Source organism: Brachybacterium sp. EE-P12 (assembly GCF_003711805.1).
Classification (GTDB): Bacteria; Actinomycetota; Actinomycetes; order Actinomycetales; family Dermabacteraceae; genus Brachybacterium.
Genome location: NZ_QXCP01000003.1, coordinates 1 through 23066, shown reverse-complemented (window position 1 = coordinate 23066; position 23066 = coordinate 1). Strand labels below are relative to the sequence as shown.

Genomic DNA, 23066 nt, shown 5'->3' with positions numbered 1-23066 from the left:
GGCCCCCGCCCGCCCCATCCAGGAGTCCCGCCATGTCCGTCCCCGACCGCCCCTCGCTGCCCGAGCGCACCGCCGCCGCCCGCCTGATCGTCGTGATCCGCGGGAAGCGCGCGGACCAGTACGCCCCGGTACTCGAGACCCTCGCCGGCGCCGGGATCCGCTCGGTCGAGCTGACGCTGTCCACGCCCGGCACGCTCGAGGAGCTGCCGGCGCTGCTGGAGCGGTTCGGGGATCGGCTGGACATCGGCATCGGCACCGTCACCGACCCCGCTGACCTGCGCACGGCCGCCGAGCGCGGTGCCCACTACATCGTCACCCCGATCACGCGGGCGGACCTGCTCCAGGCCGCGGCCGAGGCCGGGATCTCGATCGTGCCCGGCGGGCTCACCCCCAGCGAGCTGCACGCGGGCTGGGCGGCGGGTGCCGCGGCGGTGAAGGTGTTCCCCGCCTCCGTGGTGGGGCCGGGCTACGTGAAGGACCTGCGCGGCCCCTTCCCGGGGATCCGCGTGGTGCCCTCCGGCGGCGTGGACCTCGAGGCGGCCGGCGCGTGGCTGCGCGCCGGTGCGGACGCGGTCTCCGTCGGCGGCCCGCTGCTGGGCGATGCTCTCTCCGGCGGGAGCCTCGAGGCGCTCGCGGAGCGGGCGGCGCAGTTCGTCGCGGTCACCACGCGCGAGGCCGGGGCATGAGGGCGGCCGCCCGCGTCGTCACCCTCGGCGAGACGATGGCGATGATGCGCAGCGGCATGATCGGCTCGCTCGCCCACCTGCCCTCGGTGGACATCTCGCTCGGCGGGGCGGAGTCGAACCTCGCGATCGGCCTGCAGCGCCTCGGCGTGGACACGGCCTGGATCAGCCGGGTGGGCGCGGACCCGCTGGGCACCCGCGTGATGCGCGAGATCCGCGCCGAGGGGGTCGAGGTGCGGTGCGCGGTCGATGAGGAGCGGCCGACGGGGCTGATGCTGAAGTCCCGGCCGACGGGGACCAGCACCCGGGTGGACTACTACCGCGCCGGCTCCGCCGCCTCCGCCCTCTCCCCCGCGGACCTGCCCGAGGACCTGATCGAGCAGGCGGAGGTCCTGCACCTCAGCGGCATCACCTCGCTGCTGTCGCCCTCCGCGCATGCCGCCGTGCTCACCGCGGTCGAGCGCGCGGTCGTCGCGGGCACGGCGGTGAGCCTCGACGTGAACCACCGCTCGCGACTGGGCACCGGCGAGCACCTCGCCGCGCTGCTCGGCGAGTTCCTCGAGCACGTGGACGTGCTCTTCGGCGGGACGGAGGAGCTCGCGCTGCTCGCCCCGGGGGCCGACGACTCCGACCCCCGCGCGCTCCTGCAGGCGCTGGCCCGGCCCGGCCTGCAGGTCGTCGCGAAGCTCGGCCCCGACGGCGCAGCGGCGCTCGTGGACGGCGAGCTGCATGAGGCGGCCGGTCACCGGGTCGACGCGGTCGACACCGTCGGGGCGGGCGATGCGTTCGTCGCCGGGTATCTCAGCGCCCTGCTGGACGGCGAGGACGTGCCGGCGCGCCTGGCTCGCGGGAACGCGTGCGGGGCGCTCGCCTGCACCACGCCCGGGGACTGGGAGGGCGCGCCTCGGCGGGAGGAGCTCGCGGCGCTGCTCGCCGGCGGTGCCTCGGACCCCGTCAGCCGCTGACGCGGCTCGCCGCGTCCCCGTCGGCCCCACGCCTCGAGATCACGGCGCGGCGAACCAGAAGCCCTCGAAGGTGTCCTTGTAGACGCGATAGCCGTGGCTGGCGGAGTCGTAGCGGTAGGAGGCCAGCACCTCCCCGTCGGCCGTGCGCTCGCTGAACTCGTTGGACCGCCCGGAGTTGGTGACCATGTTCTGGTCGGTCCCGCCGTCGCCGAGGCGGAGCACGTTGGAGACCACCGAGGAGTAGGGCAGCTCGACCGCCGCGTCCTGCGAGTAGGTGCCGGCGGTCTCGTCGACCAGGTAGCGCAGGGCGTGGCTGACCCCGTCGTGCTCGTCGGTGGTGGCGTTCGCGGGGCCGACGTCCTGCCAGTCGGCGTCCTCGCGCGTGCTCACGCGCCAGTAGTTGTTGTTGAACATCTCCAGGTAGTACTGGCCCTCCGGGAGCGCGTCGTCGTCGATGCGGTGCACGCTGTGCTGTCCGGCGTTGCCGAGCACCTCGCCCTCGGGGGCCAGGAAGTGCTCCTCGTAGCCGGTGCCCTCCCACAGCTCCGGCACCCCGATCATCCAGCGCACGGAGGGCTCGCCGCCGGGCTCGAGCGCGTCGTCGAGGGCGATGATCGTGGAGGTCTCCCGGGCGGAGAGGATCATGACGCCGTCGGTGATGTCGAGGGAGTTGATGTGGATCCAGTCCTTGCCCTGGACCACGGACCCGCCGGCCTCGCCCTCCTGGGCGTGGGCGAGGCTCTCGTAGTCCGGCAGCAGCTGCTGGAGATCGACGACCTGGTCCACCGCGCCGCTTGCGAGGTCCACGCGCAGCACGCGGTCCTCGACCCGCTCGGAGGAGGAGTTGGAGGTGAGCAGGTAGGCGAGGTCGCCGACGACGGCGAGGTCGTGGTGGACGCTGTGCTCGCCGAGGTCGACGAGGGTGGAGGCGTGGCCGAGGGGATCGAGCACGCCGAGCTGCCGCGACCCGGTGGTGGTGACGATGCGGCCGTCTGCGGACAGGAAGCGGTGGGCGGCGGTGTCCTCGGCGTGGATCTCGGCACGCATGATGCCGGTGTTGTCGAGGAGATAGGTGTTGTTGCTCAGCCCCGTGACGCCGTTCAGCGCGAACAGCCCCGGCGTGAGGGCATCGTCGTCGTGGATCTCGGCGGCGACGGCGGTCCCGTAGCCGGAGGCGGTGGCGGGTGCCTTGACCTTCACGGTGCCCGCGCCCTCCTCGCCGCCCTCGGGGCGCCAGGTGAGGGTCAGGTCCGTGTGCGCGCCGGGGATCAGCCCGATCACCAGCCCCTCGAAGCCGCCGGAGGAGGCATGGTTGGCGGCGGTGTGGGCGAAGTCGGCGGTCGAGGCGGCGCGGGCGAGCACGTCGAGGCTCCCGGTGGCCTCGTCCTCGAAGTAGACGTACAGTCCGGTCAGCGTGCTGCCGTAGGGGTCGAGCACGAGCAGCGGGTCCGCGGCCGTCCACGTCTTCTCGGCCTTCTTCTCCGCGAGCGCCTCGTGCCGGGCCTGCTGGGTCGAGGCGTCGTACAGGGCGGGCGCCTCCTCTTCCTCGCCCAGGTCGTAGCCGACCGACCACACCGTCCAGTCCCCGCGCGAGGCCGGATCCTCGCGGTAGACGACGGTGAGGTCCCGGGCCGCCTCCTCGTCGGGCTCCTGCGGGCCGGCGCCGGCCACGGGGTCCTCGTCGGTGCAGGCGCTGAGCCCAAGCAGGGCCAGGGATGCGCCCGCGGCACCGGTCATCAGGGTGCGCCGTCGGACGGTCCCGCGCGGCGCGGGAGGTGCGGTCGCGGTGTTCGACATGACCTCACCCTAGGCATCCGGGGGCCGGGCCTCCCCGCACCCTCCCCCGCCGCGTGTCCGTCGGGGCGGCGGGGGGGCGGCCGGTCGTGCCTCACCAGTCGTGCACGGAGCCGTCCCGCAGCCGGTTCACGGGGAGATAGGCCGGCTGGTACTCGTAGCGCGAGGCCGCCTCGCGGTCGAGCCCGACGCCGAGGCCGGGGGTCTCGCCCGGGTGGAGCAGTCCGTCCTCGAAGCGGTAGCTGGTCCTGAACACGGACAGGGTGGTCTCCGAGTGCGGCATGTACTCCTGGATGCCGAAGTTGTGGAGCGCGAGGCCGAGGTGGAGGTTCGCGGCCATGCCCACCGGGGAGACGTCGGTGGGGCCGTGGAAGCCGGAGCGGATGCCGTAGATGCCCGCGAAGGTCATGATCTGGCGCAGTCCGGTGATGCCGCCGGCGTGGGTGGCGGAGGAGCGCACGTAGTCGATGAGCCGCTCGGTGATCAGCGTCTGGTAGTCGTGCACCGAGTTGAACACCTCTCCGATCGCGAGCGGGGTGGTGGAGTGGTGGCGCACCAGGCGCAGCGCGGTCTGGTCCTCCCCCGGGGTGCAGTCCTCGAGCCAGAACGGGGCGTAGGGCTCGATGTCCTTCGCCAGGCGCGCGGCCTCGATCGGGCTCATCCGGTGGTGCCCGTCGTGGAGGATGCGCAGGTCGCCGCCGAACTCCTCCCGCACCGCGGCGAAGACGGAGGGCAGATGCCGCAGGTAGGCGGCGGTGTCCCAGGTCTCCTCGGCCGGACGCATCGCCGCGCCGGTTTCCGTGCGCCCGGCGGGCTCGTACTCGTACTTCCCGCCGGGGGCCGAGTCGTGAACGCCGTAGATCTGGTCGAGGCCGGGCACCCCGGACTGGATCCGCACGGCGCGGAAGCCCTGCTCGACGTAGCCGTGGATCGCCTCGTTGAGCTTCTCGATCGTGGTGCCGGAGGCGTGGGCGTAGCTGAGCAGGCCCGTGCGGGAGGCGCCGCCGAGCAGCTTGTACAGCGGGACCCCGGCCTTCTTCGCGGCGATGTCCCACAGGGCCATGTCGATGGCGGCGACCGCGGCCATGGTGACCGGTCCGCGGCGCCAGTACGGGCTGCGGTAGAGGTACTGCCAGATCGACTCGATCTGGGACTCGTCCCGGCCGATCAGGGTCGGCGCGACGTGGTCGCGCAGGTAGGAGACGACGGCGAACTCGCGCCCGTTCAGGGTGCCGTCGCCGAGGCCGACGACCCCGTCGCCGGTGGTGACGACGGCGGTGACGAAGTTGCGTCCGGGGCTGGTGACGTCGACGTCGATGCGTTCGATGGTCATGGAGATCCTCCAGTGCGGGTCGAGAGGCGGGGCGGTCACATCGCCGGGTTCGGATCGGTGAGGTCGCGACCGGCGACCTCCTTCATCCAGACGGCGGCGAAGAGCGCGCAGGCGCTGAAGAACATGATGAGCACGGCGACGGGCATCCAGCTGCCCGTGGCAGCGACGACGGCCGCCGCGATGACGGGGGCCGCACCGGTGGCGACGATCGCGGCGATCTCCCGCACGACGGCGGTCGCCTGGTAGCGGTTGCGCGCGCCGAAGATCTCCGGCAGCGCCAGGTTCTCCATCGAGGCCAGCGACATCACCGCGAGGTTGTGCAGGACGACGTAGCCGAGGATGACCTGCCAGGTCACGCCCGAGACGATGAGCAGTATGCAGGGGATCGCGACCACGAGGGCGATCGCGCTCATGATCGTGTACATGGTCTTGCGGCCGAAGCGGTCGCCGAGCAGGCCTACGACGGGCACGGTGACGAACGCTGCGAGCGAGGAGAAGATGACCACCTCGGTGCTCAGCTGCTTGTCCAGCATCAGGAAGACGGTCATGAAGGAGATCAGGTAGGTCTGGATCATGCCGGAGTTCCCGGCCTGTCCGAACCGGAGCAGGAAGGCGACCGCGACCGACTTGACGGTGAGCGGGCGCGCCTGGCGGAACTCCGCGACCTCCTCCGCCTGCTGCGCGTCGTGGTCCTCGATCTCCCCGGCGGACACAGCCTCGCCGTCGACCACGTCCCCGCGGGCCTCGAAGACCGGGGACTCCTTGAGGTTGAAGCGGACCCAGACGGCGAAGACCATCACGATCGCCGAGGCGATGAAGGGGACGCGCCAGGCCCAGTCCAGCAGCTGCTGCTCGGTCACCACGACCAGCAGCAGCGCCCAGATCGCGGAGGCGAAGAGGGTGCCGCAGTTGGTGCCGAGCGCCACCAGGGAGGCGATCAGTCCGCGGCGCCTCGTCGGCGCGTACTCGGCGAGCATCACCCCGGCGCCCGAGATCTCCGCGCCCGCGCCGAGGCCCTGGAGGAGCCGCAGGGCGACGAGCAGGGCGGGGGCGAGCAGGCCGGCGGTCTCGTAGGTGGGGAGCACGCCGATCAGGGTGGTCGCGAGGCCCATCAGCACGATGGTGTAGAAGAGGACCTTCTTCCGTCCGATCCTGTCGCCCATGCGGCCGAAGAACCAGGCGCCGACGGGCCGCGCCACGTAGCCGACGCCGTAGGTGGCCATCGCACCGATCACGGCCATGCCGGCATCGTCCGCGGCGAAGAAGAGCTGGCTGAACACGAGCGCCGCGGCGAGCGAGTAGAGCTGGAAGTCCATGAACTCCAGCGCCGTGCCGAGCCAGCCGGAGACTGCCGCGCGGACGAGATCGCCGACGGAACGGGCGGGCTGCTGCGGGGAGGGTTCGGGGCGTCCCGGGCTCCCGGTCGAGGCGACGTGGGTCGGCGAGGTGTTCATCGTGCTCCTTTGCGCGGGCGGCGGAACGTCGGATCCGCCGGTCGTGTCGTGCGTGGCAACACCCCTTGTGTTCCGTCTTGTGAAACGCTAGTTTCGTGATGCGCGACAGATCATAGACCTCGCGGACCCCGTCGGCAACGATCGCCGCACTACGGACCCAGCTCCGTCGCCGTACCCCGCCCCGCTCGGCTCCGGAGAGAATGGACCCCATGACGACGACGCCTCCCTCCAGCCCCTCCCCTGTCGGCAGCGTCGACAAAGCGCTGTCCCTGCTCGAGGTGCTCGCCGAGGCGGGACCGGACGGGATGACGCTGCGCGACATCTCTGCCCAGAGCGGGCTGAACAAGGCCTCGGCCCACCGGCTGCTGCGCGCGCTGATGCATCGCGGCTTCGCCGAGCAGGCCGCCGAGGACCAGACCTACCGGCTGGGCGCCGCACTGCCCCTGCTCGCCGGCCGCTTCGAGCGCGAGGAGAACCTGCCCGTCCTCATGGCGCCGGCGCTCGCGGCGATCTCGCACGAGGTGCAGGAGCTGGTGCACCTGGGCCGGCTCGACGGCCCCTTCGTGCTCTATCTCGACAAGGTCGAACCCGAGCGGGCGCTGCGCGTCTGGTCGCGAGTGGGCAGCCGGGCACCGGCCGCCCGCACCGCGATGGGGCGCGCGATCCTCACGGCCGACGGGGTGCGCGGGGACGGGCTCGCCGCCTACGCACGGGCGAGCGAGGACCCCGACCAGGACCCCGCCCTCGCAGTGAGCGCCGCGCACCTGGCCGAGGTCGTCACCGAGGCGGAGCAGCGGGGCTGGGCCTCGGAGGTCGAGGAGAACGAGGCGGGCATCGCCTGCGTCGGCGTCGCCCTCGTGCGCCCCGGCGGGCGCTCGCTCGCGGTGAGCGTCACCGGCCCGGTCGAGCGGATGGACGTGCAGCGGCGCGGGGAGGTCGGCGAGCTGCTGCGGGAGAAGCTCGCGGCGCTCGCGCCGGCGGGGTTCACAGTCGCACCCTCGGCCTGACGCTCCTGCCCCGCCTCACAGCCCCAGCACCACGGTCGCGATCGTGAAGTAGATGATCAGGCCCGTCGCGTCGCAGAACGTCGAGATGAAGGGGTTGGAGAACACGGCCGGGTCGGCGCCGATCCGCTTGGCCAGCAGCGGCATGAGCCCGCCGACGATCGCGGCCATGATGCAGATCGACAGCAGCGTCAGGCCCATCACGAGCCCGATCGACACGCCGTAGACGAGGCCGGAGACCACGAAGCCGAGCGTGCCGAGCACCGCCCCGAGCACGGCGCCGACGCGCAGCTCCTTCCACACCACGCGCGGAAGGTCCCGCACGCGCACCTCCCCCACGGCGAGCGCGCGCGTGACCGTGGTCGCGGCCTGGTTGCCGGTGTTCCCGCCGGTGCCGGTCAGCAGCGGGATGAACAGGGCGAGCACCACGACCTGATCGAGCCGGTCCTCGAAGATCTCGAGCACCTGCACGGTGAGGATCGCGGAGATCGCCAGGACCAGCAGCCACACGATGCGGCTGCGCACCACGCGCAGGATCGGCGTGGCCAGATAGGAGCGGGACAGGGGCTCGGAGCCGCTGGTGCGGGCGGAGTCCTCGGCGTTCTCCTGCTCGATGATGTCCACCGCGTCGTCGACGGTGAGGATGCCCACCAGCCGCTCCTCCCCATCCACGATCGGCATGGCCAGCAGCTTCGCCGCGAAGAACCGTCGGGCGGCGTGCTCGCGGTCGTCGGTCGCGAGGGAGCGGACGGCCTCGTGGGCGATGTCGCCCACGCGCGCGTCCGGCTCGGTCAGCAGCAGGCGGCGCAGGCCGACGACGCCCAGCAGGATGCGGGACGCGTCGACGACGGGCAGGAGGTACACGGTCTCCGCGTCCGCGCCGCGCTCGCGCACGAGCTCGAGGGCCTCGGCGACGGTCTGCTCGGGGTGCAGCGCGAGCACCTCCGGGGACATGTAGCGGCCGATCGCGTGGCGCGGGTAGCCGAGCACCGCGGTGGTCATGGCCCGCTCGTCGGCGTCCAGGCCGTGCAGGAGACGCTCGGCGACGGAGGCGGGCAGCTCGTCGAACAGCGAGGCGCGGTCGTCGGGGTCGAGGTCGCCGATGATCTCGGCGACCTGCGGGGTGCGCAGCGCGGTGATCAGCTCTGCCTGGTGCTCGGGAGCGAGCGCCTCGAAGACGGCGAGGGCCCGCTCCTTGTCGAGCACCCGGAACAGCAGCGCGGCCTCGGTCGCGGGGCGGGTCCCGACCAGATAGACCAGCTCGCCGGCGGGCAGTGCGTGCGCCTCGAGCGCGAGGTGCTCGAGCTCCGCCTCGCTCTGCGGGTCGGTGCGCAGCAGCGCGAGGACGGCGTCGAGGGAGGCGGTGGAGGTCACCTGTCCATTGTGGCGGAGAGGAGGACGGAGCGCGGGCCGACGGGCACGTAGCCTGGTGGGCATGTCCGCCCCCGTCCTGCTGCCCCTGCTCGGCCTCGCGGCGACGGTGCTGGTCGGGGCGCTCGCGCAGCGGTCCACGGGGATGGGCTTCGCGCTGCTGTCCGCGCCGTTCCTGGTGCTGGTGCTCGGCCCCTTCGAGGGGATCCTGGTGACGAACCTGTGCGGGGCGCTGTCCTCGGCGCTGAACCTCTACGCGCAGCGGTACGACGTGGACTGGCCGCGCGCGGCGGTGCTCGTGCCGATGGGCGTGGTGGGGGTGGTCCCGGGCGCGATCGCGGTGACGCTGATCCCCGAGGCGCCGCTGATGGTCGCGGTCAGCGCCGTGGTGATCACGGGTCTGGCGCTGACGCTGCTGCTGCGCGGCCGGACCCTGCCGCGGTCGCGGGCGCTCGGCGCGGCAGGCGGCCTGGCCTCCGGGTTCATGAACGTGACCGCCGGGGTGGGCGGTCCCGGGGTGGTGATCTATGCGCGGGCGACGGGGTGGCCCCACCGGCAGTTCGCGGCGACGGCGCAGCTGCAGTTCCTGGTGCTGAGCATCGTCTCGCTGATCGCGAAGCGGTCCCTGCCCACGCTGCCGCCGATGAGCTGGGCGGTGCTGATCCTCGCCCTGCTCACCGGCACGATCGCAGGATCGTGGCTGGGGCCGAGGATCCCGCCGGAGCGGGCGATGCAGCTCGTGATGGTGCTCGCGATCGCGGGCTCGCTTCTCGCGCTCGGGCGAGGGCTCGTGCTGCTGGCGTGAGCCGGATCGGGCCTCAGCGGCCGAGGGCCGCGTACTCGGGGGCGCGGCTCATGTACTGCGCGTCCCAGACGTCCATGCCGGGCACGCCCATGCCGGTCACGGCGCCGACGAGCCGGTCGAGGTACCACTCCCAGCCGGGGCCGACGTGCTCGAGCATGTCGGCGGGCAGGTCGTGGTGGCGCAGCGCGAGGTGGGTGACGTCGCCGGCGGCGCCGCCGGCCCCGTCGGAGCCTCCTTCGAGCTCGATCGAGAGCTTCCAGACCTGCTCGCCGACGGACGAGCTGACGGTCAGCAGGCGCTCGGGCTCACAGGCGTGGATCGCGAACGGCGAGGTGGCCGGCTCTCCCGGTTCGGCGGTCATGGTCACCTCGACCACCCCGGTGGCGGGGTCGCCGTCGTAGGTGCCGTACCAGGTCGCGAGGCGGTCGGGCTCGGCGAGGTACCGCCAGATCCGTGCCCGCGAGGCGGGGACGGTGCGGCGCAGCACGAGGTCGGAGCCGTCGAGGGAACCGGTGATCGTCATGGGCACTCCCAGGGTCGGTCGCGGCGGGGCCGGCGCGGTGGGCGGCACCACCGTAGCCCGGCCCGAGCACGGGGTCGACGTGCGTCCTCAGCCGTCGACCGGGCGTCGGGACCGGCGCCGGGCCCGGACCGTCTCGAGCACGCCCCCGACGAGGCTGCCGATCACCAGCGCGACGAGCACGCCGATCAGCGTGGTGCGCGGCGTGAGTCCCGCGGCGGCCGCCGCCCCGGGGCCGACGGCTCCGGCTCCGACGAGGACCGCGCCGGCGGCCCCTGCGAACGAGATGCCGATCTGCAGCGCCCGGGCACGGGCGGAGCCCGCGACGAGGAAGGCGACCACCAGCACCAGGGCGACCGCCTCGAGCACGGTGCCGGCGAGCACGGGGAGCATCGAGCTGCTCAGCGCCTCGAGGACGGGGACGGCCTGCAGCGGCGCGGCGAGGCCGATGAGCAGGCAGCCGACGACGCCGATCGCGGCCGCCCAGCCGGTGTCGTCCTCGAGGGCGACCACGAGCACCGCGGCGACGAAGGCGCAGGCCAGTCCCAGCAGCAGGCCGAGGAGGGAGGCCGTCGCCGGTGCCCCGTCGGCCCCGGTCACCACGACGGCTCCGGCGCCGATCACGCCGAGGAGCAGTCCGAGCCCCATCGCCAGCCCGGCCCGGTTCCAGTCCTTTCGGGGGCCGACGATCGCCGCGGCCGCGAGCGGGAAGGCGAGGGACAGGGCGAGCAGCAGTGCCGTCAGCGCCGCGACGAGCAGCTCGAGAGGATCGAGGTCGAAGGACATGGCCCCATCGTCCCCCGCCGAGCGCCCTGAGGGGAGGAGGTCCGCGAACCGGGCCGCGCTCAGACGGGCAGCGCTTCGAGCCGCTGGCGCCGTCGGCGGTCGGCCAGGTGCCAGGCCCACAGCAGCGCGCCGACGATCACGTAGCCGAGGGCGGCGACGGCGACCACGGCGAGGCTGCCGGTGATCAGCGGAGCGATCACCCCCGAGAGCAGCGCGTTCATCACGAGGGTGAAGAAGGTGCCCATGGATGCGGCGGCACCGCGGTGGTGCGGGAACAGGTCGAGGATCTCCAGCTGCATCGGCGCGAAGAACAGCGAGGCGGTGAAGGACATCAGCGCCGGCCCGATCAGCACCGGCAGCAGGGTCACGTCGAGGCCGCCGACGGGATCCGGGGCCAGCAGGACCAGGACGAGGTTCAGCACGCAGGTGGCGAGGGTGCCGAGGTACCCGATCGTGATCAGGCGGCTGCGGTCCATGACGTCGGCCGCGCGGCCCACCACGAGGGAGCCGGCCATCATCCCGATGATCAGCGGTCCGAAGAGCACCCAGAAGTCCTGCTCGCCGAGCCCCAGCAGGCGCACCACGATGATCGGCGCGGCGGCGACGAACACGAAGTGGGCGGCGAAGCCGAAGGCGGTCGCGAGCGCGATCCGCAGCATCATCGGCGAGCGCCCCACCTCCCACAGCGAGCCGAGCACGGCGCCGAGACGCAGCGGGATCCGGGCCTCGCGCGGCAGCGACTCGGGCATCAGCGCGGTCAGCACCATCACGAGGACCCCGTACAGGCCCACGCCCGCGAACACCCAGCGCCAGTCCCCGAGCAGCAGCAGCCAGCCGCCGAGCACCGGCGCGATCACGGGCGCGAGGGCGAAGATCATCATCACCCGCGCCATGAGCCGCTGCGCCTCCGCGCCGGAGAACAGATCGCGCACCACCACGCGGGAGACGATCGTGGCGGCGCCCGCGCTCACGCCCTGCAGCACCCGCAGCGCGATGAGCGCCCCCATGCCGGTGGCGAGCGTCGCACCGAGCATCGCGATGACATAGATCGCCAGGCCGGTGAGCATCACCCGCTTGCGGCCCAGGGCGTCCGAGAGCGGGCCGTGGAACACGCTCATCACGGCGAAGGAGGCGAGGTAGACGCTGATCAGCTGCTGCAGGACCACGTCGGAGGCGCCGAACTCCTCGCCGATCTGCGGAAAGGCGGGGAAGACGGTGTTGATCGTGAAGGGGCCGAGCATGCCGAGCGCGGCGAGAGTGAGGGTGATGCGGGCTCCGGCCGTGCGCCGCCTGGGCGAGGAGGAGGTCGCGGGTCGGCCCGCCGCAGCGCTGGTCACCATGACATCCTATGAGCGCTTTCCGACGCGGGACAGGACCGTCCGAAGGGTGCCCATGGCGCACGTGATCCGCCGATGACCTCGACATCCCCCGAACCCGGCACGCCCGCGGAGGGCGCACCGGGCAAGGCGAGAGGGGTTGCTTCGCGACCCGACGGCGTCCCGTACCGCACCCTGCTCTGGCTCGCCGTCGCGACGTTCACGACGGGGATCGACGGCTACGTGCTGGCCGGGCTGCTGCCGGACATCGCCGCTGACCTCGAGGTCAGCGCCGCTGCGGCCGGGCAGCTCGTGGCGGTCTTCGCCCTGACCTCCGCGCTCGCGGGCCCGCTGCTCGGCGCGGCCACCAGCGGCTGGGAGCAGCGCGGCACGATCCTCGCGGCGCTGGCGACCTTCGTGCTCGGCAATCTGCTGAACGCCCTGGCTCCGACGTATGCGTTCGCGATGGGCGGCCGCGTGGTCGCGGCGCTCGGCGGCTGCCTGCTGGGGGCCGCCGTCACCGGGTACGCGGTGCATCTGGTGGGGCCGCAGCATCGCGGCCGCGCGCTCTCCATCGTGCTCGGCGGGTGGATGACGGCGACCGCGCTCGGCGTCCCCGTCGGCCTGATCCTGGGGCAGTCGAGCTGGCGGTTCCCGCTGCTGATGGTCTCCGCCGTCGGCCTCGTGGCGCTGGTGGGGATCGCGCGACGCCTGCCCCGACTGCGCCATCCCGCCGCCACGCTCGCCGAGCGCCTCCGGCCGCTCGCCCAGCCGCGCCTGGTGGGCGGGCTGCTGGTCTCGACCGGGGTGCTCTGCGCGAGCTACACCTGCTTCACCTATGCGGTGCTGATCCTCTCCCCGTCCCATCTGGCGAGCTGGATGATCATCGTGATCATGTGCGCCTACGGGGTGGCGAGCATGGCGGGCAACGCTGTGACCGGCCGCCTCGCGGACCGGTTCTCGCCCGTGCGGGTGCTGACCGTGATCCTCGCGCTGCTGCTGGCCGACGCGCTGTTCGGCGCGCTCGCCCTGGCCCTGGCCGCCCCGGCGGCGCTCGCGATGCTGAGCCTGGTGTGGTTCCTGGTGGCGGGGATCGGCAACGGCGGGCACGCGGTGCCGCAGCAGGCGCGGCTCGCGGCGATGGCCCCGGCCTCCGTGCCGGTGGTGATGGCGCTGAACGCCAGCGCGGTCTCCCTGGGCAGCGCGCTCGGAGGCGGGCTGGGCGGGTTGGTGCTGACCGCCGGCGCCGCCCCTGCCCAGCTGCCGCTGGTCGCCGCCGGGGTGCTCGCGCTGACGATCCCGCTGCATCTGCTGGTCGCGAGCGCCTCCCGCCTCACCCCCGATGCGCCCACAGGTCGCGCAGCAGCGCGATCTCGGCGAGGTGATGGATGAGCTCGCGGTGGATGTGCGCGACGAGCGTGGCCCGGGAATGCTCGGCCCAGGGCCCCTCGGCCTCGCCGACGGCGACCTGCAGGTCCTCCTCGCCCCACGCGCGCACGCCCTCGATCCAGCGTGCGTACTCGCGATCGAACTGGGCCAGGGCCTCCTCGGCGGTCGCGGCGTAGTCCCAGCTCATGTAGTCCGCGGGCGGGCCGCCGAAGTGGGAGTGGCTGCGCAGGGCGAGCACGCCCACGATGACGTGCCCGAGCCGCCAGGCGATCGTGGTGAGCGGGGCCGGGTCGGGCTCGGGGACCTCGAAGTCGATGACCATCTCCCCCGATCCGCCCTGGATCGAGGTCGGCGGGGTCTCGCCGTCCGGTGTGCGCCGATGGACGGTCCAGATGTCGCCGTCACCGCTGGGATCGAAGAAGTACTCCTCGTCGGTCAGGCCCTCCAGGCGCGGCCGCATGAACTCGCGCATGTGGAACTCGATCTGGTCGATCAGCACGGTGGGCAGATCGCCGTCGCGTCCGCGGGGACGGGTGGGGCCGCCCTCCTCGGGAGTGCGGTCGGTCGGGGATTCGTGGACGGTCATGGCTCCTCCTTGGGGACGTGGTGCTCGCGAGGGCCCCAGTCTCCGGCGGCACGCGGACAGCAGCTGTCCGCGAAGAGGCGGTCGTGCCCTCCGGTCACCGCCCGACGATCCCCCGTCGCACCATCCGCCCCAACCGCCGTGCGGGGCCGGCTCCGGCGGCGAGATAGGTGCCCAGCAGCGCGGTCGCGCCGCCGGAGGCGATCATGAGCGGGTCGCGCAGACGCGCGCGCCCGGGCTGCGCGGCCAGGACGGTGCCGATGGAGACGAGCAGCGCGCTCATGGTCATGCCCACGATGAGCCGGTCGACGGTGCCCTCGAGACGCTCGACCGCGCGGTCGAGATCCTCGGGGTGGAGGCGCACGGGCAGTCCGCGCGCCTCGTAGTCGTCCAGCATCCGCGAGGCGCGATCGGGCAGGTCGCTGCCGAGGCGCAGAGCGTTCACCCCCGTGTCTCGGGCGCGCCGGGCGAGCGCCTCCGGGCTGAGCAGCTCCGCCATCGCCACCGGCGCCACCTTCGCGAGCACGGCGGTGAGTGAGAAGGCGGGGTCGAGGACCACCGCGACGGACTCGGTGAGCACCAGCACCCGCAGCAGGGTGGAGACGTCGGCGGGGAGCTGGAGATGGTGGTGCCGCAGCAGTCCGGTGAGGCGTTCGACGATGGCGGCGATCGACATCTCGCCGAGCGGCTGGGCGGAGAGGCTCTCGAGCAGAGCCCCGACGTCCCGCGTCAGGCGGCGGCGGTCCAGCGGCCCCTGCGGCGGGGCGAGCCGCACCAGCGCGGAGACGGCGGCCTCGTGGTCGTCATGGGTGAGCGCGAACATGAGACGCAGCAGGTTCTCGCGGACGCTCTCGCCGAGCCGGCCCACCATCCCGAAGTCGATCAGGGTGATGACGCCGTCCTCGCCGACGAACATGTTCCCGGGATGGGGGTCGGCGTGGAAGAACCCGTCCACCAGCACCATGCGCACCAGCGTGGAGGTCGCGCGGGACGCGAGGGCGGGCCGGTCGATCCCGGCCGCGTCGAGGGCATGGATGTCGTCGATCCGCATCCCCGTCACCCGCGCCTCGGTGAGCACCTCCGCGGTGGTGAGCTCCTCGAGGACGGCAGGGATCCGCACGGACGCATCATCGGCGAGGTTCTCCCGCATCCGGGCTGCGTGCGCGGCCTCGCTGCGATAGTCGAGCTCGGCGCGCATGGTGCGGTCGAAGCCGGCGACCAGGGAGACCACGTCGATGTCCCGAGCCGTCTCCCACTCCCGCGCGGCCGCGGCGGCGAGGACCCGCATCAGCTCGAGGTCGGCGAGGACCACGTCGCTCACGCCGGGCTTGCGGATCTTGACCACCACCTCCCGTCCGTCGCGGAGCCGGCCCAGGTGCGCCTGGCCGATCGAGGCGGAGGCCAGCGGTGTCTCGTCGAAATGGGCGAACAGCTCCTGCGGCCCCGCGCCGAGCTCCCGTTCGATGACAGCGGAGACCTGGGCGAAGGGGACGGTGACGGTGTCGTCTCGCAGGCGGCGCAGCTCCTCGGTGTACTCCGCGGGCAGCAGGTCCTTCCGGGTGGACAGCATCTGGCCGAGCTTGACGAAGGTGGGGCCGAGCTCCTCGAGCGCGTGCCGCAGCCGCGCGGGCCCGCCGGTTCGCTCGATCGCGGGCAGGTGCCGGCGCACCGCCTGCGGCAGGTGCTCGCCCAGACCGATCTGCGCGGCGACCGCGGCGAGCCCGTTGCGGGCCAGGACCTCGGCGATGCGTCGGTACCGCGGGGAGTCGTCAGCCATGGTCGCATCGTAGCCACGCCTCCTCCGCGTCGCCCGCGAGGCGGGCGCACGGTCACCGGCTCACCAGCCCTCGGGCGGCCACTCCTGGCCGGCGGCGAGGGCGTTCAGCTCGTAGGCGCCCTTCCCGTCGATGCTCTCGCGAAGGATGTCGGCATGGCCTGCGTGACGCGCATGCTCCTCGATCTGGTGCAGCGCGTACCAGCGCAGGGTCCAGCGGGTGCGGCCCTCGAACCAGGGCTGGTCGGGCACGGGGGCGAGGGCATCGAGGTCGGCCGCGCGGATCGCGGCGGCGAGCTGCTCCCCCGCCCGGTGCAGCTGCGCGATGAGCATCTCCGCGGTGTCCTCGGCGCGCAGGGCCTCCGGGGCGATCGTGCCCTCGGCCATGAGCTGGTCCTCGCTGCGGTCCGGCGGGGCAGGAGCGTCTGGGGCGGCGTTGATGGCCTGCTCCGCGCCGCTCGCGATGAGCAGCACGTGCCGAGCGAGCGCGCCGAGGCTCATCGCGGAGGCGCTCGGGGCCTGGGCGAGCTGCTCGCGGTCCAGGCCGTGGAGGGCGGTGGCGACCTGGTCGATCTGCTGCTGGGAGAAGGTGGCGAGGCTGTCGCGCTCGTCGGTGGTCTCAGCGGTCAGGAACGGCATGGGGCTCTCCTCGGTGAGGGCGGTGGGGCGGTCCGGGTCGCGAAGGATGCGACCGCTCCCGCAGGAACAGCACCACCTTCGACCCGTGGGAGGACAGTTCCTGTCCTCGAAGGAGGGCACACTGGAGGCCGACGGGGAGGAGGCCCCATGAGCGATGTGACCTCGAGGGCGCTGCGGCTGCTGGCGCTGCTGCAGGCGCGGACGGTGTGGACCGGTCCGGAGCTCGCGCACGAGATGGGCGTGACGACGCGGACCGTGCGGCGGGACGTGGACAGGCTGCGGCAGATGGGCTATCCGGTGCTCACCTCGGCCGGGCACGGCGGCGGCTACCAGCTCGGCGCGGGACGCGCCCTGCCGCCGCTGCTGCTGAGCTCGACGGAGGCGGCGGCGGTCGCCGTCGGGCTCCGTCTCGCGGCCGCCTCCGGGCTCGAGGGTCTGGACGAGGAGGCGCTGCGGGCCCTCGCGGCGCTGGACAGGATCCTGCCCGCGAGCGTGCGCGCCGAGGTCGGCGCGGTCTCCGCCGCGATGGGGGTGATCTCGCGCGACGGGCCCGGGACCCGCTCCGAGGTGCTCATGGCGCTGGCGACCGCGGTGCGGGACGGGGTGCGGGTGCGCCTGGACTACGAGCGGGCCGACGGGGAGCGGTTCGAGCGTCGGATCGAGCCCTACCGGGTGCTGTCCGTCGAGGGGCGCTGGTATCTGTTCGCCTGGGACCTGGACCGCGAGGACTGGCGCACCTTCCGCCTGGACCGCATGCACGCGGTGCACCCCTCGACCTTCACCTTCGCCGCACGGGAGACCCCGGACATCGAGCACGCCGTGCGGGAGTCGATCACGGTGGCCGGCTATCGGGCCGCCTGCACGGTGCGGATCCTGGCGCCGTACGCGCAGGTCGCCCCCATGATCTCGGCCCGCACGGGGACGCTCGAGGCCGACGGGGAGGAGGCCTGCGTGCTGCGCGCCGGCGCCGATCAGCTGCGCTGGGTGGCCGTGCACCTGGCCGGGATGGGCCTGCCCGTGGAGGTCATCGACCCGCCCGAGCTGCTCGAGGAGATCGAGGCGCTCGGGCGGTGGGCCGCGGGGGTGCGCCGGGCGGGCTGAGGCACGCGATCAGGGGATGAGCAAGCCGATCGCGGCGAGGACGGTCAGGGCGAGGACGAGCTTGTCGAAGACGGACTGCGGGATGCGTCGGGCGACCTTCGCGCCCGCGAAGGCGGCCAGGAGCACGACGGGCACGAGCAGCGCGTCCATCGCGAGGGTCTCGCGCGTGAACAGGCCGAGCCCTGCGGAGAAGGGCAGCTTGAACAGGTTGATCACCGCGAAGAACCACGCGGAGGTGCCCAGGAAGGTCATCACCGGCATGCGCATCATCAGCAGGTACAGCGACATCACGGGCCCCGCGGCATTGGCGACCATGGTCGTGAAGCCGCCGAGCAGCCCGTAGCCGACGCCCTGCGCGGTCGCGGCGGCGCCCCTGCGGCTGCCGCCCTCCCCGCCGTCGCGGGCATCGGTGCCGCCGCCCGGCGCTGCGGCCTCCGCGGCGGTGCGGCGCTGGGCGCGGAGCCGGCGCGCGACGGTCAGCGCGACGAGCACCAGCAGGATCACGCCGATCGTGACGCGCACGGTGGTGTCGTCGACCGCGGCGAAGAAGAACACCCCGAGGAGCACGCCGACCATGGCGCTGGGCAGCAGGCGCACCAGGGTGCGCCAGTCGGGCTCGCGCCGGTAGACCCACAGCGCGGTCATGTCGCCGAGGATGAGCAGCAGCAGGAGCGCGGCGGTGGACTCCTTCGCGGGCATGGCCAGCGCGAACGCGCCCGCGGCGAGGGTCCCGGCGCCGGGCAGCGCGGTCTTGGAGAAGCCGACGATCAGCGCTCCCAGCACCACCAGCAGCCAGGAGGAGGTGCTGAGGTCGGGGAGCAGCGCGGCGAGGTCGGACACGATCAGCGAACCTATCAGCGGGTGGACGCTTCACGTCGGGAACGTCCGAGGGCGGCTCCGCTCCGACCTCAGAACTCGACGGCTCGACGACTCGAGCCGCTCGCCGGGCTCACTCGATCCAGTCGGCCGCGACCTCTCCCCCGTCGGCCTCGACCGCGACGCGCAGCGCGCCGACGACCAGCCCCATCGCGCAGGCGCCGGGGTCCATGACGCCCTTGGCGGTCTCGCCGACGTAGCTGGCGCGGCCGCGACGGGCGGTGAGCTCGGCGGTGCCACGGGCGGCCTCGATCGCGGCCTGCTCCGCGGCGGCGAGCGCCTCGGCCGGGGCCTTCCCGGCCTGCGCCGCCTCGCGCAGCGCGACGACGGCCGGGGCGAGCGCGTCGACCATGGTGCGGTCCCCCACCTCGGCCTCGCCGTACTTCTGGATCACGGCCTGCCCGGCCTCGAGCGCCTCGGCGAGCGCGCCGAGGTCCGGGGCCTCGCCGTCGCCGGCGGCCTTGGCGAGGTCGCGGTAGAACATGCCGAACAGGGGCCCGGAGGTGCCACCCACGCCCAGCCAGGCGCGGGACATCGCGGTGACCCAGCCGCGGTAGTCCTCGGGCTCGGCGCTCTCGAGCTCGCGAGCGAGGTTCTTCATGGCGGTGCGGACGTTGTCGCCGAAGTCACCGTCCCCGGCGCGGCGGTCGAGGTCGCCGAGGGCGGGGGCGGCGTCCTCGAGCGCGCCCTGCAGGGCGGTGACGAATGCCGGGCCGAGGTCGTCGGGAAGGGTGGTGTCGGTGCTGGGGCTGCGCGTCATCTCGGGTCTCCTCACCAGGAAAGGGCAGGGGTGGCGACGGGGGCGTCCCACAGGCGGGTCAGTTCCGCGTCCAGCGGCATCAGCGTGAGCGAGACGCCGTGCATGTCCAGGCTGGTCACGTAGGAGCCGACGAGGCTGCGGCCGACGCTCATGCCCGCGTCGGCCAGTCGGCGGTGGAGGCGGCGGGCGACGAGGTTCAGCTCGAGCGGGTAGGTGCCGCCCAGGCCGTTGACGATCGCGAGCAGCTCGTCGCCGCGGGAGAGGTCCAGCTCCTCCAGCAGCGGGTCCAGCAGCAGGTCGGTGAGGCCGTCGGCGGTGGTGAAGGGGACGCGGCGGGCGGCGCGCTCCCCGTGGATGCCCACGCCGAGCTCGACCTCGTCGTCGCCGAGGCTGAACTGGGGCTCCTCGTCGCCGGGGTGGGTGCCGGCGGCCAGCGCCAGGCTCATGGTGCGGGCGGAGGCGGCGACGCGTCGGCCGAGGTCCGCGACCGCGGCGAGGTCCTGGCCCTCCTCGGCCGCGGCCCCGCAGATCTTCTCGACGATCACGGTGGCGGCGGTGCCGCGACGGCCCGGCCCGCCGCCGTCGGCCGTGTCGGTGGCGAGGTCGTCGTCGACCAGCACGATCTCGGTCTCCACCTCGTCGTCGCCGCTGATCTCCCCGGCGATGCGGAAGTTCAGCACGTCGCCGGTGTAGTTCTTGACGATCTGGACCACGCCGCGGCCGGAATCCGCGGCCTTCGTCGCCTCGAGGACCTGCAGCGCGGTGGGGCTGGCGAAGACGGCCCCGGCGACCGCGACGTCGAGCATCCCGGGCCCGACGAAGCCGGCGTGCAGCGGCTCATGGCCGGAGCCGCCGCCGGAGACCAGGCCCACCTTGTCCCTCGCGGGTTCGGCCCGGCGCACGAAGCGGTGCTCGGCGTCCAGGGCGAGCCGGCCCGGATGGCTGAGGACGAAGCCCTCGAGCGCCTCGGGGACCAGCTGGTCGGGGTCGTTGACGATGCTGCGCCGCATGGCGGTCCTTCCGACGGGCGGATGCTCCGCCTCGACCCTAACCCGCACCGTCTCGATCGGGCCGAGGCCGATAGGCTCGGCCGCGACGGGAGGTCGTCGGCGGGGGCCGGCGACCGGGACGAGGGGTGGTCATGGGATCCGGGATGTTGATGAAGGTGCTGGTGCCGGCGTTCCTCATGCTCGTGATGGTGGTGCTGGGAATCGTGGGCCTGCGCGAGATGCGCCGCGGCGCCCAGCTCGAGGCCCGCGGCCGGCGCACCGAGGGACGGGTGATCTCCTCGAAGCTCCACCACAGCGGCACGGGGGAGAACCGCTCCTCCCGGCTCGTGGAGACGATCGAGTTCGTCGCCGACGGGCGGACCGTGCGCGGGATCCCGTCGTTGAACGACACCGGGAGGGTGGACCGCAGCGGGATGACCGTGCCGGTGATCTTCGATCCCGACCAGCCGGAGGTGTTCGTCGCCCCGGAGAACGGCGAGCGCGTCTCCCGGACGGGTCCGCTGATCAAGGTGGTCGTCGCGGTGGTGGGCGTGCTGGTCACCGGCGGGTTCATCCTCGGCCCGGCGCTGTTCCTCGCCGTGCTGGTCTGAGCGGGCGGCGGGGGCGGGCGCACCGCCGCCCGCCGTCTGCAGAAAGGGGCGCCAGGCGGCCCGGCGGGACGCTCAGCTCCAGCACGTGCCGCTGGACGCCCCTTTCTGCAGGTCCCGCCTCAGCTCTGCTCGGTGTCCCCGCCGCCGTCGGACGGCGCATCGGCCGGCCCGCCCTCGCCGGGCGCCCCCTCGGGCGGAGTGCCGCCCTCACCGCCGGGGCCGCCCTCGCCGCCGGGGCCGCCCTCACCGCCGGGGCCGCCCTCGCCGTCCGACGGGGGCTCGCCGCCGCCCATGTCGCCGCCCATGCCGCCGGCCTCGGGTTCGGTGGTGGTGTCGATCGGGACGTCGATCGAGAAGGCGTAGCCGGAATCGAGATCGCCGGAGAGGCTCGCGAGCTGCTGGTCGTAGCCGTCGGAGAAGACGTTGTCGGTCTCGAGGGTGATCTGGGAGAGGTTCTCGGCGCTGCCGTCGTACTCGCCCTGCTCGTAGACGTCGTTCGCCTCTGCCTCGGGCATCGCGATCTGCGAGGTGAGGATCGCGTTGCCCGCGTCGACGATGGACTCCGCGTCGGGGAACACCTCGAAGTGCAGGTGCGGCCAGCGGCCGGCGTAGCAGCCGGGGAAGATCGAGGTGAAGGTGACCTTGCCCTGCGCGTCGGTGATCTGCACACCGCGCAGGAAGGTCTCCTCCTCCACGCCCTCGGAGTACATCGAGTACCGGCCGGCGGCATCGCACTGCCACAGGTACACGGCCGCGCCCTCCATCGGCACGTCGCCGCCGGCCATGTCGATGATGTTCATGGTGATGTCGAGGGGCACGCCCTCGGCGGTGGTGCCTGCGTCGATGGAGGCGCGGATGTCGGAGCGCTCCACACCGCTGGTCTCGAGCACGTCGGCGCCGTTGGAGCCGTCGCCCGGGTAGGGACCGGCGGTCTCGCCCGGCATCTCGGTGAGCTCGGAGGCGGTGCCGCCGCCGTCGCTCGCCCCTCCCCCGTCGCTCGCGGTGGTGCCGGAGGTTCCCGCGGAGCCGCTGCTGCAGGCGGCGAGCACGGCGGCGACGCTCCCGGCACCGAGCACGCCGAGGGCGCCGCGGCGGGAGACGAGGGTGGCGACGTCGAAGGCGAGGCCCTGGTCCTCGACGTCCTCGGCCGGGTGGTGCAGCGTACGCCCCTCGAAGGTCGCGGGCTGCGCGGGCGCCTCGCCGGCATGCTCGTGCGCCTCGGGATAGGGGCGGCCGACGGGGCGGGGGTCGGTGGTGTCCATGACAGATCCTCTCGGTCTCCTGGGGTGGAGCAGGAAACGTAGAACCACAGGCTGTGGGGCTGCTGTTACCCTTCCGTGACCTTCCGGGAGGACAGCCGGGAGCCCCCTGGGAACTGCACCGGGAGATGTCGGGGCGTCACCTCGCTGACCTGCGCGTCCGTCGCTCTCGTCGGTGCCGGGCGGAACGGATCGCTCGGGAGGACGTGTGACGCACGCCGCCGTCGGCTGAGCGGTGGTGCACGGTCCCGGCGGATCTCGTACGGTGCGGAGCATGCGACTTCTCCTCCTCCGCCATGGTCAGACGCCTTCCAACGTCGAGGGGGTCCTCGACGCCGCCTATCCCGGACCGGGCCTGACCACGCTGGGCCGCGCCCAGGCGGCCGCGGTCCCGGCCGCGCTCGCGAGCGAGGACATCGCCGGGATCCACGTCTCGCGCCTGCTGCGCACCCACGAGACCGCCGCCCCGCTCGCGGCCGCCCGCGGGCTCAGCCCACGCCTGACCGAGGGGATCGAGGAGATCCGCGCCGGCGACCTGCAGGGCCGGCAGGACGCGGAGGCGGTCGAGGCGTATCAGGACATGCACCATCGCTGGAGCGCGGGCGAGCTGGATGCAGGCGTGCCCGGCGGGGAGAGCGCCGAGGAGTTCTGGGCCCGCTGGAACGCGGCGCTCGCCCGCATCGCGGCCCAGCACGCCGAGGACGCGAACGTGGTCGTGGTCAGCCACGGCGCCGCGATCCGCGTGTTCGCCTCGGTCGTCGCCGGGCTCGGCGCCGCCTCGCTGTCCGACCGACCGCTGTTCAACACGGGGCTCGTCACCCTGGTCGGCGGCCCGGGAGCAGGCTGGCACCTCGAGGACTGGGTGAGCAGCCCCGTCGGCGGGGAGCACCTGCTGCGCGGCGCCGCGCACGACGTCACGGCCGACGACGACGCCGAGGCGAAGGCCTGAGCCGAGGCCGTCGCGTCCGGGCCCGGCAGCCCGCTGCTCACCGTGCGGTCGGCCACTCCAGGCGGGGCGTGTCCGGGCCCTCGTAGGGGGCGTCCCCGTACTCGG

Annotated in this window: 22 protein-coding genes; 8 read left to right on the top strand and 14 right to left on the bottom strand. The window is 73.4% G+C overall.

Features of this window, described 5'->3' with window-relative positions; genetic code table 11:
* Positions 1–32 precede the first annotated feature (32 nt).
* Positions 33–686 carry a bifunctional 4-hydroxy-2-oxoglutarate aldolase/2-dehydro-3-deoxy-phosphogluconate aldolase gene (locus D1648_RS01630; protein WP_122939077.1) on the top strand — a complete coding sequence of 218 codons (654 nt, stop codon included), beginning with the start codon at positions 33–35 and terminating at the stop codon, positions 684–686.
* Positions 683–1648 carry a sugar kinase gene (locus D1648_RS01625; RefSeq protein WP_122939076.1) on the top strand — a complete coding sequence of 322 codons (966 nt, stop codon included), beginning with the start codon at positions 683–685 and terminating at the stop codon, positions 1646–1648. Before D1648_RS01630 ends, D1648_RS01625 begins: the two co-directional genes overlap by 4 nt.
* A 39-nt stretch (positions 1649–1687) precedes the next feature.
* Here the strand turns inward: D1648_RS01625 and D1648_RS18350 are convergent, their stop codons facing one another.
* The 3 genes from D1648_RS18350 to D1648_RS01610 all read right to left on the bottom strand — a co-directional run bounded on the left by D1648_RS18350 (position 1688) and on the right by D1648_RS01610 (position 6229).
* A complete protein-coding gene (locus D1648_RS18350; protein ID WP_122939075.1) occupies positions 1688–3445 on the bottom strand; it encodes an aryl-sulfate sulfotransferase in 1758 nt (585 codons plus the stop codon).
* Between the two features lie 91 nt (positions 3446–3536).
* Complete coding sequence (gene manD / locus D1648_RS01615; protein WP_122939074.1) at positions 3537–4775, bottom strand: D-mannonate dehydratase ManD; 1239 nt, start codon at positions 4773–4775, stop codon at positions 3537–3539.
* Between the two features lie 35 nt (positions 4776–4810).
* Positions 4811–6229, bottom strand: a complete 1419-nt coding sequence (locus D1648_RS01610; protein WP_122939073.1) for an MFS transporter — start codon at positions 6227–6229, stop codon at positions 4811–4813.
* Positions 6230–6438: 209 nt separating this feature from the next.
* Here D1648_RS01610 and D1648_RS01605 point away from each other — a divergent pair, with 209 nt between their 5' ends.
* The gene (locus D1648_RS01605) at positions 6439–7236 is read left to right on the top strand and encodes an IclR family transcriptional regulator (protein WP_122939072.1); all 798 of its coding nucleotides are present in this window, start codon (positions 6439–6441) and stop codon (positions 7234–7236) included.
* Between the two features lie 15 nt (positions 7237–7251).
* On the opposite strand, the gene mgtE is transcribed toward D1648_RS01605, so the two are convergent.
* Positions 7252–8607 carry a magnesium transporter gene (mgtE, locus tag D1648_RS01600; RefSeq protein ID WP_122939071.1) on the bottom strand — a complete coding sequence of 452 codons (1356 nt, stop codon included), beginning with the start codon at positions 8605–8607 and terminating at the stop codon, positions 7252–7254.
* 61 nt (positions 8608–8668) lie between these two features.
* On the opposite strand from mgtE, the gene D1648_RS01595 reads away from it, so the two are divergent.
* Positions 8669–9409 (top strand): sulfite exporter TauE/SafE family protein, encoded by a 741-nt coding sequence (locus D1648_RS01595; RefSeq protein ID WP_122939350.1) that lies wholly within the window; start codon positions 8669–8671, stop codon positions 9407–9409.
* 13 nt (positions 9410–9422) lie between these two features.
* Here the strand turns inward: D1648_RS01595 and D1648_RS01590 are convergent, their stop codons facing one another.
* From D1648_RS01590 to D1648_RS01580, 3 genes are all read right to left on the bottom strand, one after another.
* Complete coding sequence (locus D1648_RS01590) at positions 9423–9932, bottom strand: SRPBCC domain-containing protein (RefSeq protein ID WP_122939070.1); 510 nt, start codon at positions 9930–9932, stop codon at positions 9423–9425.
* A gap of 87 nt (positions 9933–10019) precedes the next feature.
* On the bottom strand, positions 10020–10715 hold the full coding sequence (locus tag D1648_RS01585; RefSeq protein ID WP_122939069.1) for a hypothetical protein: 696 nt from the start codon (positions 10713–10715) through the stop codon (positions 10020–10022).
* A gap of 59 nt (positions 10716–10774) precedes the next feature.
* The gene (locus D1648_RS01580; protein WP_370239739.1) at positions 10775–12052 is read right to left on the bottom strand and encodes an MFS transporter; all 1278 of its coding nucleotides are present in this window, start codon (positions 12050–12052) and stop codon (positions 10775–10777) included.
* Positions 12053–12127: 75 nt separating this feature from the next.
* Here D1648_RS01580 and D1648_RS01575 point away from each other — a divergent pair, with 75 nt between their 5' ends.
* On the top strand, positions 12128–13423 hold the full coding sequence (locus D1648_RS01575; protein WP_122939067.1) for an MFS transporter: 1296 nt from the start codon (positions 12128–12130) through the stop codon (positions 13421–13423).
* Here D1648_RS01575 and D1648_RS01570 read toward each other — a convergent pair.
* From D1648_RS01570 to D1648_RS01560, 3 genes are all read right to left on the bottom strand, one after another.
* Complete coding sequence (locus D1648_RS01570; RefSeq protein WP_122939066.1) at positions 13365–14006, bottom strand: DinB family protein; 642 nt, start codon at positions 14004–14006, stop codon at positions 13365–13367. The genes D1648_RS01575 and D1648_RS01570 overlap by 59 nt on opposite strands.
* 94 nt (positions 14007–14100) lie before the next feature.
* Positions 14101–15780 (bottom strand): AarF/ABC1/UbiB kinase family protein, encoded by a 1680-nt coding sequence (locus D1648_RS01565; protein WP_122939065.1) that lies wholly within the window; start codon positions 15778–15780, stop codon positions 14101–14103.
* A gap of 60 nt (positions 15781–15840) precedes the next feature.
* Positions 15841–16416: a DUF664 domain-containing protein gene (locus tag D1648_RS01560; protein ID WP_122939064.1), complete on the bottom strand. Its 576-nt coding sequence runs from the start codon at positions 16414–16416 to the stop codon at positions 15841–15843.
* Between the two features lie 147 nt (positions 16417–16563).
* On the opposite strand from D1648_RS01560, the gene D1648_RS01555 reads away from it, so the two are divergent.
* Positions 16564–17517 (top strand): YafY family protein, encoded by a 954-nt coding sequence (locus D1648_RS01555; protein ID WP_122939063.1) that lies wholly within the window; start codon positions 16564–16566, stop codon positions 17515–17517.
* 9 nt (positions 17518–17526) lie between these two features.
* On the opposite strand, the gene D1648_RS01550 is transcribed toward D1648_RS01555, so the two are convergent.
* The 3 genes from D1648_RS01550 to D1648_RS01540 form a co-directional block, all read right to left on the bottom strand.
* The gene (locus tag D1648_RS01550) at positions 17527–18357 is read right to left on the bottom strand and encodes a sulfite exporter TauE/SafE family protein (RefSeq protein WP_122939062.1); all 831 of its coding nucleotides are present in this window, start codon (positions 18355–18357) and stop codon (positions 17527–17529) included.
* A 109-nt stretch (positions 18358–18466) separates the two neighbouring features.
* On the bottom strand, positions 18467–19153 hold the full coding sequence (gene dhaL / locus D1648_RS01545; protein WP_122939061.1) for a dihydroxyacetone kinase subunit DhaL: 687 nt from the start codon (positions 19151–19153) through the stop codon (positions 18467–18469).
* Positions 19154–19164: 11 nt separating this feature from the next.
* Positions 19165–20163 (bottom strand): dihydroxyacetone kinase subunit DhaK, encoded by a 999-nt coding sequence (locus tag D1648_RS01540; RefSeq protein ID WP_122939060.1) that lies wholly within the window; start codon positions 20161–20163, stop codon positions 19165–19167.
* Between the two features lie 131 nt (positions 20164–20294).
* Between D1648_RS01540 and D1648_RS01535 the strand changes: the two genes are divergently transcribed.
* The gene (locus D1648_RS01535) at positions 20295–20753 is read left to right on the top strand and encodes a DUF3592 domain-containing protein (RefSeq protein ID WP_122939059.1); all 459 of its coding nucleotides are present in this window, start codon (positions 20295–20297) and stop codon (positions 20751–20753) included.
* Positions 20754–20872: 119 nt separating this feature from the next.
* Here the strand turns inward: D1648_RS01535 and D1648_RS01530 are convergent, their stop codons facing one another.
* Positions 20873–22015, bottom strand: a complete 1143-nt coding sequence (locus D1648_RS01530) for a 3,4-dioxygenase subunit beta (RefSeq protein ID WP_122939058.1) — start codon at positions 22013–22015, stop codon at positions 20873–20875.
* Between the two features lie 271 nt (positions 22016–22286).
* Here D1648_RS01530 and D1648_RS01525 point away from each other — a divergent pair, with 271 nt between their 5' ends.
* On the top strand, positions 22287–22961 hold the full coding sequence (locus tag D1648_RS01525; protein ID WP_122939057.1) for a histidine phosphatase family protein: 675 nt from the start codon (positions 22287–22289) through the stop codon (positions 22959–22961).
* Positions 22962–23066 lie beyond the last annotated feature (105 nt).